Source organism: Halalkalibacter sp. AB-rgal2 (assembly GCF_041821005.1).
Lineage (GTDB): Bacteria > Bacillota > Bacilli > Bacillales > Bacillaceae_D > Halalkalibacter.
Window position 1 is genome coordinate 36,532 of the sequence record NZ_JBGUAV010000013.1, and the last position, 12,985, is coordinate 49,516.

Annotated in this window: 15 protein-coding genes; 12 read left to right on the forward strand and 3 right to left on the reverse strand. The window is 35.4% G+C overall.

What is annotated here, in order from left to right; translation table 11 throughout:
- From ACERJO_RS11900 to ACERJO_RS11925, 6 genes are all read left to right on the forward strand, one after another.
- Positions 1–990 (forward strand): Gfo/Idh/MocA family protein, encoded by a 990-nt coding sequence (locus tag ACERJO_RS11900; RefSeq protein ID WP_247103276.1) that lies wholly within the window; start codon positions 1–3, stop codon positions 988–990.
- 15 nt (positions 991–1,005) lie between these two features.
- Complete coding sequence (locus tag ACERJO_RS11905) at positions 1,006–1,794, forward strand: 6-phosphofructokinase (RefSeq protein WP_373647618.1); 789 nt, start codon at positions 1,006–1,008, stop codon at positions 1,792–1,794.
- Positions 1,795–2,136: 342 nt separating this feature from the next.
- Positions 2,137–3,090: an ABC transporter permease gene (locus ACERJO_RS11910; RefSeq protein ID WP_247103270.1), complete on the forward strand. Its 954-nt coding sequence runs from the start codon at positions 2,137–2,139 to the stop codon at positions 3,088–3,090.
- Positions 3,080–4,030, forward strand: coding sequence for an iron chelate uptake ABC transporter family permease subunit (locus tag ACERJO_RS11915; RefSeq protein ID WP_373647620.1), 951 nt, complete (start codon positions 3,080–3,082; stop codon positions 4,028–4,030). Before ACERJO_RS11910 ends, ACERJO_RS11915 begins: the two co-directional genes overlap by 11 nt.
- A complete protein-coding gene (locus ACERJO_RS11920) occupies positions 4,024–4,779 on the forward strand; it encodes an iron ABC transporter ATP-binding protein (protein WP_373647621.1) in 756 nt (251 codons plus the stop codon). The genes ACERJO_RS11915 and ACERJO_RS11920 overlap by 7 nt, the downstream gene beginning before the upstream one ends.
- Before the next feature lie 109 nt (positions 4,780–4,888).
- Entirely contained in the window at positions 4,889–5,884 is a 996-nt protein-coding gene (locus ACERJO_RS11925) for a siderophore ABC transporter substrate-binding protein (RefSeq protein ID WP_373647622.1), read from the forward strand.
- 57 nt (positions 5,885–5,941) lie between these two features.
- Here ACERJO_RS11925 and ACERJO_RS11930 read toward each other — a convergent pair whose 3' ends face one another.
- Positions 5,942–7,141 carry a DUF418 domain-containing protein gene (locus ACERJO_RS11930; RefSeq protein ID WP_373647623.1) on the reverse strand — a complete coding sequence of 400 codons (1,200 nt, stop codon included), beginning with the start codon at positions 7,139–7,141 and terminating at the stop codon, positions 5,942–5,944.
- Between the two features lie 87 nt (positions 7,142–7,228).
- Between ACERJO_RS11930 and nfsA the strand changes: the two genes are divergently transcribed.
- From nfsA to ACERJO_RS11950, 4 genes are all read left to right on the forward strand, one after another.
- On the forward strand, positions 7,229–7,957 hold the full coding sequence (gene nfsA / locus ACERJO_RS11935) for an oxygen-insensitive NADPH nitroreductase (RefSeq protein WP_373647624.1): 729 nt from the start codon (positions 7,229–7,231) through the stop codon (positions 7,955–7,957).
- Between the two features lie 196 nt (positions 7,958–8,153).
- Positions 8,154–9,329, forward strand: a complete 1,176-nt coding sequence (locus tag ACERJO_RS11940; RefSeq protein ID WP_247103261.1) for a pyridoxal phosphate-dependent aminotransferase — start codon at positions 8,154–8,156, stop codon at positions 9,327–9,329.
- 413 nt (positions 9,330–9,742) lie between these two features.
- The gene (gene sinI / locus ACERJO_RS11945; protein WP_247103259.1) at positions 9,743–9,868 is read left to right on the forward strand and encodes a DNA-binding anti-repressor SinI; all 126 of its coding nucleotides are present in this window, start codon (positions 9,743–9,745) and stop codon (positions 9,866–9,868) included.
- 96 nt (positions 9,869–9,964) lie between these two features.
- Positions 9,965–10,297, forward strand: a complete 333-nt coding sequence (locus tag ACERJO_RS11950; RefSeq protein ID WP_247103257.1) for a helix-turn-helix domain-containing protein — start codon at positions 9,965–9,967, stop codon at positions 10,295–10,297.
- A gap of 104 nt (positions 10,298–10,401) precedes the next feature.
- Here the strand turns inward: ACERJO_RS11950 and ACERJO_RS11955 are convergent, their stop codons facing one another.
- Both ACERJO_RS11955 and ACERJO_RS11960 read right to left on the reverse strand, forming a co-directional pair.
- Positions 10,402–10,632, reverse strand: a complete 231-nt coding sequence (locus ACERJO_RS11955; RefSeq protein WP_247103246.1) for a helix-turn-helix domain-containing protein — start codon at positions 10,630–10,632, stop codon at positions 10,402–10,404.
- The gene (locus ACERJO_RS11960) at positions 10,629–11,027 is read right to left on the reverse strand and encodes a hypothetical protein (protein WP_247103244.1); all 399 of its coding nucleotides are present in this window, start codon (positions 11,025–11,027) and stop codon (positions 10,629–10,631) included. The genes ACERJO_RS11955 and ACERJO_RS11960 overlap by 4 nt, the downstream gene beginning before the upstream one ends.
- Positions 11,028–11,360: 333 nt before the next feature.
- Between ACERJO_RS11960 and ACERJO_RS11965 the strand changes: the two genes are divergently transcribed.
- A complete protein-coding gene (locus tag ACERJO_RS11965) occupies positions 11,361–12,062 on the forward strand; it encodes a YveK family protein (protein WP_247103242.1) in 702 nt (233 codons plus the stop codon).
- Positions 12,063–12,068: 6 nt separating this feature from the next.
- Positions 12,069–12,722, forward strand: coding sequence for a CpsD/CapB family tyrosine-protein kinase (locus tag ACERJO_RS11970; RefSeq protein WP_247103239.1), 654 nt, complete (start codon positions 12,069–12,071; stop codon positions 12,720–12,722).
- Positions 12,723–12,985: the final 263 nt, after the last annotated feature.

A 12,985-nucleotide genomic window follows, 5' to 3' on the forward strand; every position in this document is an offset into this window, starting at 1 on the left:
ATGGTACGTTTTGCAGTGATAGGGACTAATTGGATTACAGATCGATTTATTTCAGCTGCTACTAAAGTTGAGGGATTTCAATTAACAGCTATCTATTCAAGAACGAAGGAAAGAGCAGAGGAGTTTGCAAGCAAGCATCAAGTTCACCGCATATTTACTAGCTTAGAAGAATTAGCTCAATGTGAGGAAGTAGATGCTGTCTATATCGCAAGCCCAAATTCATTTCATAAAAAGCAAGCGATTTTGATGATGAAGAATAAGAAGCATGTTCTTTGTGAAAAACCGATGGCTTCTAACAGCTCTGAGGTTAAAGAAATGATTCATGTTGCGAAAAAAGAGGACGTTTTACTAATGGAGGGCTTAAAAACAACAGCGTTGCCTAACTTTTTAGTGCTAAAAGAACATTTACATAAAATAGGAACGATCCGCCGATTTGTAACGAGCTTTTGCCAATATTCGTCTCGGTATGACGCGTATAAAGCGGGGACTGTTTTAAATGCATTTAAGCCTGAATTTTCAAATGGTGCATTAATGGACATTGGGATCTATTGTGTATTTCCAACCGTTGCAATGTTCGGCCGTCCTAATGAGGTGAAGGCAATCGGGCATTTATTAAAATCAGGTGTAGATGGGCAAGGTAGTTTGTTGTTACAATATGACAGTATGGAAGCGGTTATTATGTATTCAAAAATTACAGATTCAGCACTTCCGACTGAAATACAAGGTGAAGATGGTTCAATTATCATTGATAAAATACATACGCCTGAAAGGGTTCATATTCATTATCGTGATGGTCGTGTAGAGGATATAAGTGCACCACAAGATGAGGAAGCGATGTTCGATGAAGCGCGAGTTTTTATTGAAGCTATTCAAAACGGAGAGAAGGAAGTAGCGTGTAATAAATTAGAATATTCAGTCGAAACCGCTCTAATTTTAGAAGAAGCAAGAAGACAAATAGGCGTTACATATTCTGCTGATTTGTCAGATTAAAAGGGGTGCTAATTAATGAAGATTGGTTTATTGTTAGTCGAAGAATCACCAGCTGGAGTGCAGCAATTAATTCAAACAGTTGCATTTCAGTTAATTCAGGAGCATGAGCTATTTAGTATCGAAATCAATGATCAAAGTGAAGTGAAGGTTCAATCGTATCAAAAGGAACAAATTCTATTCTCTCAAGAGTTTGAAGCGCCAATGATTAGACCTTCCCATTTAAGAAATGAAGTAGATCTTTCTATATTCGATCAGTTTGATCAAGTTATAGTGCTCGGAGAGAAATCTAATGTTGGAAATGATTTATTAGAGAAGTTGACGGTTGCTCACTTACATATTCCATTAATTGATGAAGATACAGGGCAAAATTTGGGCTATGATACAGCTTTGGATAGTATTGTCGATCAAATTTTGAAAGTTAAAGATACGATTAACTCAATGAAATATGATCATCCACGTATTTTTGGGATTCAGCTTCCTGAAGAACTTTCTGAAAATTTGATTCAAGATGTCGTCGTTGCTGTAAATGAACATCGAATACAAAATATGTTAGAGTTAGAGGGAATTGCTACATTACTTAAACAATCAATTGCAAATGGAAAAACATATGGCTTTATTATATTTGATGAGCATTTAAACCCGAACGAAGTCGTTAAACAATTAGAACAGTACGTAGCGGTTGATTGGAAGTATGTTCAAATTGATCAATCACTCATTCTTGGGCCATATCCAAGTGGTGCTGATCGACTCATTGCGAATAAGTTAGCGAAGAAAATCATACAGTGGTGTCTCAGTCATAAATGATTCAAAGAGCATTAGAAGGGATTTAAATCCTTTTTAATGCTCTTTAGACCGTAAACAAAACGCCTTTGAAAAATGACTCTCAAAGGCGTTTTTAGGTTATATAAAGTCACTAGCTTCCGTTTCCTCGCAAAAAAGCGGAATAAGTGAGGACACCGAAAAAGTTAAAACCAAACTTTTTCAGTGTTTTTTATTTTCACATTTTCTACAAATTCATAATGGTTTTTCTTTAATGGATATTGACAATCAATCTCAATTGTCTGTATGATAGTTATCAGAGATAATCATTATCAATAAGATACATAATAAGCTTAGATGAAGGCAGTATAGAAAGTGTAGGGGATCATGAAGTTACGTTATTTAATTATTCTATTAATCTTACTTTCTGTAAGTTCTCTCTTTGTCGGTGTTCAAAATATTTCGCCACTCGAAATATTTAATTTGACAGAGGAGCAAAAGCAAACATTATGGCTCGTTCGTTTTCCGCGCTTAGTGAGTATTATTCTAGCTGGTGTTGGAATGAGTATATGCGGATTAATTATGCAGCAACTAACAAGAAATAAGTTCGTTTCACCGACAACGGCTGGAACTTTGGACTCAGCAAGGTTTGGTATCATGGTTTCTTTGCTGCTTTTTACGAGTGCGAGTCCATTTGTCAAGATGCTAGTTGCCTTTTCATTCGCTCTTCTAGGAACATTTATTTTTATGAAAATATTAGATCGTATTAAGTTTAAGAATACGATTTTCATTCCATTAGTCGGTCTTATGTTTGGAAACATTATTAGTTCGATCACAACTTTTTTTGCTTACCGTTATGATTTAATTCAAAATATGTCGGCATGGTTACAAGGGAACTTCGCACTAATGATAAGAGGGCGTTATGAGCTACTATACATTAGTATTCCCGTTCTAATTATTGCTTATATATTTGCTAACAGATTTACAGTTGCAGGTATGGGAGAAGAATTCTCAACCAATCTCGGCTTAAATTATAAAAAAGTTGTGAATATCGGTTTAATTATTGTTGCTTTAGTTACGTCAGTTGTCGTTTTGACAGTTGGAATGATTCCATTTCTAGGATTAATTATTCCAAACATTGTTTCCATTTATCGCGGAGATAATTTGAGGGATAACCTACCTTATACAGCGGCATTAGGTGCCATTTTTGTTCTTGTTTGTGACATTATAGGGAGAATCATTATTTACCCATATGAAATTGCAATTGGTTTAACAGTTGGAGTTGTTGGTAGTGGTATATTCCTCTTCCTGCTTTTAAGGAGGAGATCCTATGGGCTCTAAGTTAAAGATACTCATTTTAGCTATAATTGCAATGACGTGTATTATCCTGTACATGACAATAGACTCTAACGGTAATTGGGAATATATCTTACCAAGACGAGGGGTTAGAGTGTTAGCTATTGTTCTAACAGGTTCAGCAATAGCATTTTCAACGGTTATATTTCAAACGATTACGAATAACCGAATTTTGACACCAAGTATTATTGGTTTAGACTCGTTGTACGTTCTAATTCAGACGTTTATGATCTTTGCGTTTGGTTCGTTAAGCTTTGTTATGCTTAATCAGCATGTTAATTTTCTTATATCTATAAGCTGTATGGTTTTGTTTTCATTATTCTTATTTAAATTGCTATTTAATAAAGAAGATCGAAACATTTATTTGTTGTTATTGATTGGGATTGTATTCGGAACATTCTTTTCAAGCTTTACAACATTCATGCAAGTATTAATTGATCCAAATGAGTTCTTTATAGTACAAAATAGAATGTTTGCTAGCTTTAACAATGTGAACACAGATTTACTCGGTATTTCGATTACTCTGATTATATTGATTTTGCTGTATGCGTATCGATTTTATAAATATTTAGATGTTCTATCGTTAGGGAGAGAGCATGCGATTAACTTAGGAGTCAATTATGATCACGTCATAAAGAACTATTTAATTATTATTGCTATTTTAGTATCGATTGCAACGGCGTTAGTTGGACCTATAACATTCTTAGGCTTATTAGTTGTTAATGTTGCTCATGAATATATGAAAGTTCATCAGCACAAGTATTTAATAATAAGTTCTATTCTAATAAGTATCATTGCTTTAATTGGCGGTCAGCTCATTGTCGAACGTGTCTTTACGTTCTCAACAACGTTAAGTGTCATTATTAATTTTATCGGTGGAACCTACTTTTTATATTTGTTGTTAAAGGAGAGTAAAAAATGGTAGAAGTTCAAAATGTAACGAAAAGATATGCTTCGAAAAGTGTTGTCGACGATGTTTCAGTGAAAATTAAAAAAGGGAAAATTACGTCATTTATTGGGCCAAACGGCGCTGGAAAAAGTACTCTTCTATCAATTGTTAGTCGATTAATTGCTAAGGACGAGGGACTCGTTTTAATTGATGATATGGACATTACGAAGCAAAGAAGCAATGATTTAGCAAAGAAAATTTCCATCTTAAAGCAGTCGAATCATATTAACATACGTTTGAAAATAAGAGACTTAGTTTCCTTTGGGCGCTTTCCTTATTCGCAAGGGAATTTAACAAAGGAGGATATACGTTATATTGATGAAGCGATTCGATATATGGAATTAGAAGAAATTCAAGATAAATATTTAGATCAATTAAGTGGTGGACAGCGTCAACGGGCTTATATAGCAATGGTGATCGCTCAAGATACTGAATATATTCTACTTGATGAGCCGTTAAATAATCTTGATATGAAACATTCAGTTCAAATTATGAAAGTACTACAAAACATGGTGGATGAGCTAGGCAAAACGATTGTTGTTGTTCTCCATGATATTAATTTTGCTTCCTGTTATTCGGATTTCATTGTTGCTCTCAAGAATGGGCGAATTATTAAAGAAGGTCCAGCTCATGAAGTGATTGATGAGGATGCCTTACGAGAAATCTATGATATGGATATTCCGATTAACAATATTGATAATCGGAAAATTGCTGTTTATTTTTAATTATCACAGTTGACTGATTGGCTAATGGTTTACTAGTATAAAGCGATTACACTTGGTTAATCGGGAACGCTGTGTAATTATATAAAAAAGATATAGAGGTGAGTGTGGAATGAAAAAATCATTACTACTATTGTTTGTAAGTGTGTTGCTAGCACTATTTATGGTTGCTTGCGGAGGATCTGAGGATACGTCTTCAGAACCAGAAGAAAATACAGAAGAAACGGCTCAACAAGAATCAAATGATGAGCAAGGTGAAGAAGCTGCTGATGAGCTAACGGAAATCACAATTGATCATGAGCTAGGTCAGACGGTTATTGAAGAGACTCCTGAAACAGTCGTTGTGTTTGACTTAGGTGTTCTAGATACACTTGATGCTTTAGGTGTAGAAGTTGCAGGCGTTCCAGTTGATAGTGTGCCTGATTATTTATCTCAATATGCGGAAGAAGGTTATGAAAATGTAGGTTCTCTTTTTGAACCTGATTTTGAGAAAATCTTTGACATGCAGCCTGATTTAATTATTATTTCTGGTCGTGCATCCGAAGCATATGAGGAATTAGAAGACATTGCACCTACATTATTTATGTCAACAGATCCGGATAATTATTTAGAGTCGTTTGCTTCTAATGTGACGCTTTTAGGAGATATCTTTGGAAAAGAAGAACTAGCTGCAGAGAAAATTGCTGATGTAGAAACTTCAGTAGTGGATTTAGTTGAAAAGACAAGTAATGTAAATGGTTTAATCGTTTTAGCAAATGATGGTTCATTAAGTGCATTTGGTCCAGGTTCACGCTTTGGATTCCTTCATGGAGAGTTTGGTATAGAGCCGACAGACGAAAATATTGAAGTGTCAAATCATGGACAAAGTATTTCTTTTGAATACATTGTTGAAACGGATCCAGAATATTTATTTGTTGTTGACCGTGGAGCTATTGTTAGCGGAGAATCATCAGCGCAACAAATAGTTGAAAATGACGTTACAGAAAACACAACTGCCTATCAAGAAGACAAGATTATTTATTTAGATCCGGTATTTTGGTATATCACGACTGGTGGCATTACAGCAACAGAAGGAATGATTGCTGAAGTAGATGCAGCGATTCAATAAGTATTAGATAATGAAGAAAAAAGCGGCAAGCACCGCTTTTTTCTTTTGCACATTAGCTTAGGAATGGATTTCTTTTTTAAAGCGTGGCCTTCTCCAGTATGTTCCTAATCTCCAAAGCCATTCAATTGGTCCAATTTTAAATCGCTTGAGCCACCATTTACTTAGTAAGATTTGAATAAAGAAAAATCCTAAGGAAATGAGGACCCCAATAAAGAAACCAACCCTACCAAATATGCCAATACCATATCCATAGAAGAGAGTAGTAAAGACGATTGATTGCATTAAATAGTTTGTAAGAGAGAGTCGGCCTACAAACGTTAGCGGTTTAAGCCACGTATATGCTTTTTTGTTAGTAGCAAGTAAAGCGATACTACTCGCATAAAACATCGCAACCATTGGTCCACCAACAAACGTATGTAGTGCCTCGGTTTGGGTATTTTCATTTAAGACGTAGGCAAGCTTACTAGGAAAGCCGACGCATAAAGTAATCCACCAAACACGTTTAAAGAGGCGCTGATAATTCTCAGGTTGTTCCAGCCATTTTTTACGAGCAACAAAAGCCCCTAATAGGAACATTCCTAATACGCTAAAAATAGCGGAGCCTTGTATAAGGATGTCACTCATCCAACCGAAGCCAAGAGGGTCTGCTTCTTGACGGAATGTGACAACATCCGAATAGTTTGCTGATGATAAGACTTCACGTTCCTCCAAAGAGTAATGATATAGCTGCTCATTAATAATTATCATCGATTCATCTTCTCCGGGTACCGTAATCGATAACGCCATTATGGATAATAGAATGATTGACCATATCAATAATCCACGTACTTTCAATTTTAAAAAGAAAAATAGAATAAATCCTGTTAGGGCATAAATAAAGAGGATATCACCATCCCAAATATAAACACCGTGAAAGTAACCTATGAGGAGTAAAATAAGCATTCTTCGCCAATAAACACGAGCAAAAGGCTGTCCTCGCGTAAGTAGACGCTCTTTCAAGAAGGCCATTCCATACCCAAATAAAAAGGAAAAAAGAGTGTAAAAGCTTGCTTGTATAAAAAGTAAAATGAACCCTTCTGTGATGCGATCGATTATACCATTTGGGTAATAGTTATGGATATCAGGGATGAGAAATAATCCATATTGGAAATGCATGCTATTTGCTAGTAAAATACCAAGTAAAGCAAGTCCACGTATCATATCAAGAGATTCGATACGGTCGTTGGTTAATAAGGGTGAAGTTGTTGTCTTATCCATTGTCGGTCTCCTTTTTAAGTAGTCTGTCATTATTGTAAGTTATTGTTAAAGAGTTAACAAGAATAAAAGAAAAAAAGGAGTTTTTACATGATTAATCTGATAAAAAGCCATCGTTCAATTCGAAAGTTTACGAAACAGGAAGTAACACCTGAAACCGTTACAAAAATCATTGAAGCTGGGCAATGGGCTCCAACATCACATCATATTCAGGCATATAGTATAATTGTCGTAAAGGATTTAAAAAAGAGGAAGCAGTTAGCACAGTTAGCAGGGGGACAAGCTTATGTTGAGAGCTGTCCGGTTTTCTTTGTTATTTGTGCTGATTTCTCTAGACTGTATGAATCAAGTAAGAAGCATGGACAGCCATTTGAAGTAGGAGAGGCAGAGCAAGTCATCGTTGGTGCTGTTGATGTTGCGTTAGTAGCAGAAAACATGCTTCTAGCAGCTAGGAGCTATCAACTTGGCGGTGTGATGATCGGTGGGATTCGCAATGATCTTGAATCAGTATCGATATTGCTCAACCTCCCCCAATATACATTCCCTGTTATGGGTCTATGTATTGGTTATCCAGATCAACAACCTCGACAAAAGCCAAGACTTCCTCAAAGTGTTGTCGTTCATTATGATGAATATGATCAATCGAATAGCTTGAAGGAGATAAACGAATACGATCAGGTGATGTCACATTATTATAAGTCTCGCACACAAGGGAAGCGAAAGGATACGTGGACGGAGTTAATGGCTAAACATTTTTCTACTAAATCCCGTGAGGGGGTTGGAGATTTTTTGAAAAAACAAGGGTTTTTGCAAGAGTGATCGTACCTTGACAGTTGAACAAGGATCAACTAATCTAATGAAAATAAACAAGAAAGCAGGAGGTCACCAAAAAGTTAAAAATCAAACTTTTTCAGTCGCTTTACACTATTCTGATGAATAATTATCGTATATGCGTAACGCGTGTACTACTGCTAATGGATCTTTAAAAAGGCACTTATTAATTGGAGTGAGAGAAATGAAATCTTATCGTTATTCAAATGCTTTGGAACGACTTCCTGAGCAATTTTTTGCAAAGCTTGTTAATAAAGTTGTTGAGGTAAAGAAGCATCATGATGATGTCATTAATTTAGGTCAAGGAAACCCGGATCAACCAACACCAAAAGCAATAGTGGAAAGAATGCAAGCTGCTACTGAGAACCCTGTCTATCATAAATATCCCCCTTTTAAAGGTTTTCCTTTTTTAAAGGATGCCGTAAAAGAATATTATAAAAAACAGTTTGATGTAGAGTTAGATGCTGAAACAGAAATTGCTATATTGGCTGGAACTAAGACTGGTCTTGTTGAGATTAGTCAATGTTTATTGAATGAAGGAGATGTGGCGCTTGTTCCTGATCCGGGATATCCGGATTATTGGTCAGGATTAGCATTAGTAGGGGCGAAAATGCATCCAATGCCTTTAATAGAAGAACGTGACTTCCATCCGAATTTGGAGGATATTCCACATGAGATAAAAGAACAAGCGAAGTTAATGTTCTTAAATTATCCGAATAATCCGACCGGAGCTGTTGCAACGAAAGAGCTGTTTAATGACGTTATTTCTTTTGCAAATACATATGATACGTGTATCGTTCACGACTTCGCATATGGTGCTATTGGATATGATGGTCAAAAGCCAATAAGCTTTATGCAAATGCCTGGTGCAAAAGAAATCGGGATCGAAATGCTGACGATGTCAAAAACGTATAATATGGCTGGTTGGCGTATTGGTTTTGCAGTCGGTAATCGAAGTGTTATCCAAGCATTAGAGCTTATTCAAGATCATTATTATTGCAGCCTATTTGGAGGTATGCAAGAGGCAGCAGCCTATGCTCTAACTTCTGATCAATCTGAAGTAGAGAATTTAGTCAATGTATATGAGAAGAGACGTCAAATATTAGTTGAGGCTGCACATCAAATTGGTTGGAAGGTTCAAGCACCGAAAGGCTCATTTTTTGCTTGGTTTCCCGTTCCACAAGGGCATACGTCAGAATCTTTTGCAGATATATTGTTAGAAGAGGCAAGAGTAGTCGTGGCTCCTGGTATCGGATTTGGGGAGCATGGTGAAGGCTACGTAAGAATTGGTTTATTATGTGGCGAGGAGCAACTAGAAGAAGCGATGCAACGTATTGGTGAAATGAATTTATTTTCTTAATAAATGAAGAGGCTAGATCTTAACAAAAGTGTTTAACTGCTGAGAATCCGAACACTGTGTGAATGTAGCGAAGTATATTTCAGGAACGGTTTATTAGAACCAATGTTTATTTTTTCGGTTTCTCAGTTATTAAAACATTTTTGTGCTAGTCTCTTCATTTTGTTCTTTATAAAAAACGGAGAATGTAAGAGTATAAAAGCAAAAAGAAAAGGATTTAAGGTTAAATCCTTCCTTTTTTCGAATATAAATTAGTTTCCATTTCAAACATTCCATATTATACTAATAATACAGTTCTCTAAAAAGAACAGTTATATGAACCAGCTTTAGGAGCATATACATAGGAAGTAAGTGAATGAAACCGAACTTTTCTATGTTTATCCTGTCACTATTGGTTATAATAAGGAGGAAATGGAATGTCTGAAAAGCAGGAATTCATTGATCTAGAATGGTTTGAGCTACTTTTGGAAGCAAAGCAAAACGGACTAACAGTTGAAGAAATCCAGCACTTTTTAAAAGAAGACAAAGAAGAGGATACGTAGTAAAGTTTTTTTATATTAGGGATTCGGTTCTATTTACAGAACGATGGGATTCTTGCTATAATGACGTTAATATGTCAGAGAGGATAAGGTATAGACATGATAGGAGAGCGAGTGAAAAAATACAGACTTGAGAAAGATTTATCGCTATCCGAGTTAGCGGAAAGAGCAGGTGTGGCCAAATCTTACTTAAGTTCAATAGAACGTAACATACAGTCAAACCCATCAATTCAATTCTTGGAGAAGGTTTCAACCGTTTTAGGTGTATCAGTTGAAACGTTACTAAATGAAAGAAACGATAGTAAAGATGAGCAATTAGACGATGCATGGATCGGTCTTGTACGAGAAGCTATGGATTCGGGCGTTAGCAAAGACCAATTTCGTGAGTTTCTCGAATTTAATAAATGGCGAAAAAACAATACTGATTCATAACATTTAAAGGGGGTGTCACGATTGACACCTCCTTTATTAATGAAGACATTGAAAAAGTACAAACGAATTTTTTTGTGCCTTTCATACGAGTTGCACCTAAATATTTATGAGCCGCTGTGCTTATTCTCTTCTGTTTGATTCATTTTTTCAATTAATGTCATAAACTCGACATCAAGCGCATCTGAAATTTTCTTTAGGACAATGATACTCGGATTTCTTTGTAGTCCACGTTCAATATAGCTAATATATGATTTTGATACTCCTGATACATCAGCTAACTCATTTAATGACATTCCTTTACTTTTACGAAGGTCTCTTATATTCCCCCCATTCATGTGTCTAACTCCTTTACAGTATGATTCATTTCTAGACTTAATTGATATTTTTCTAAGTACATTTGACGGTAGGCTAGTAAATGACTATTGCTTGAGTGCTTTGATTTATTTACGATATACGTGTATTCATATAAATGTGAAGAACCATAATCTGACTGAATAATAGCTGTGATGTAACCAAATAATTCAAGCTTTGCTTGATTGATTTGTAGACAAATACGATAAACGACTGATTCAGTAATGGGAAATTTTAAATCGCTGGCAAAAATCAAGGAGTTACTAGAAAATGTTAATACTTGTACATTCGATTTGTTGGATTCAATAAGTTGCTCGTTCACTTGATGAATGTTTAATTGCCCGTATAACGGATCTTCATAAAAATCAGCTATGTGCATGCAATCCACCTTTCTTTATCGTTCTCTTTAAAGAACATTCTACATCTAATGTTCGTTATAGTAAACAATATTTTGATATTAATTCTTAATAATGAATGATATGGACTATATGATTGAAATTTGAATAAGGAGAAATGTCCTATTTCTTAGTACTTTAAAACCAGATTTAGAAAAATTAATTTTAATTGTTGACATGTTCTTTATAAAGAACTAAAATAAAACTAATCGATTATTAAGAGATGTTTACTAATATAGTGTGAACTTGATCAAAGGTTTTTTTATTCGTAATTTGTTCTTAATAAAGAATGAATACATATATAGTAGGTGAGCTACTTGGAAAAGGAAAGCAGAGAAATTGAATTGAAGAGAATGGTTGGAGTATTAAAAAAAAGGTTGTGGGTGATTGTTCTATTCACGGTAATGACAACGACAATTGGTACTTTGTATCATCATTTGGTTAAGCCAGTTCCAGTCTATGAAGCATCTGCTCGAATGATTATTCATGAAGATTCTGATTTCCGAATTACATTACTAGCTGTTTTAAGAGAACCACCAGTTTTAGAAGCTGTAATAGATGAATTGCAGCTACCATATACAACCGAGTGGTTAAGTAGTCAAATAACCGCACAGAGTATTGACGATTCTCGTATTGTAAAGGTTTCGGTTGTTCACTCTGATCCTGCAAGTGCAGTTGAAATTGTTAATACATTAACAGAAGTTTATCAACGTGAAGTAGCAAATATTTTAGATTTTAACGACATTGATTTATTATCTGAGGCCGTACTCGATTCTTATCCTCAGCCAATCAATCCCCCTAACAATAATTTGACGAGTATAGGATTGATAGCTGGACTCGTACTTGGTGTTGGATTAGCATTTCTAATGGAAAGCTTAGATAATAAAGTGCGTACTGAGAAGGAAGTTGAACAATTATTAGGTGTTCCGGTATTTGGAACAGTTTCAAAGATGAATAAACGAAAATTAATGAAACGAAAGTCCAGAAGGAAAAAAGAAACCTTTGTTTTGAAAGGATGAACAGAGATGGGAATTCGCAGAAAGAAAAAGAAACGAACAATTTTTCACCATGCACAATCTATCATAGCTGAGGAATATGATGTGATTCGTACGAATATAGAATTTTCCTCATTTGAGCATAATACACGGTCTGTTGTCATTAGTTCTCCTCAAAAAGGAGAAGGTAAATCTGTGACTGCAGCTAATATAGCTGTTTCTTTTGCAAAACAAGGAAAAAAAATATTGTTAATCGACGGCCATGTGAGAAATCCAACTGTTCACTTACTTTTTCAATTTAAAAATTGTGTAGGCTTAAGCCACATCTTAACTGGTCAACGAAAAGTGGAGGAAACGACTAACCGTACAAGCATCGAGGGATTACATGTCATTACTGCTGGTGCGATTCCTTATAATACAGAAGAATTATTTAGGTCAGTAGAGATGGATCGTTTTATGGAACAAGTTTACAAGCTTTATGACTTTGTCATCGTGGATGGTCCACCAGTGCTTGAGACCCCCGATACAAAAATGTTAGCAATGAAATGCGATGGAGTTATTCTTGTTTTAAAAAATAATCATACAGAAGATAGTGCTGCTGTTGAAGCTAAGAAAACATTATCCATCGTCAAAGCCAACATATTAGGGGCGATCTTAAATGGGAAAAATTCTACAGCGTCTTAATAAAACGATGTTTTTTGGTTTGTTTGTTCTTTATAAAGAACGAAAATATTCATCATTATAGTATTAACAGTATGATTTATCTACTTTCATATAAAATGTCATTGCACGTTGTTTGACAGGTGATATCTCCTAACCTCTATCAAATGGAGATACTCGACTATGCTGTGGGTGGAAACCTTAGATGCTTGTCATCAGTGGTGTGGTGTGAGGGAGGGTTCAATGCCCTATACAATGTTAAAACCTTCTCTTTTCAGTAAGGACTT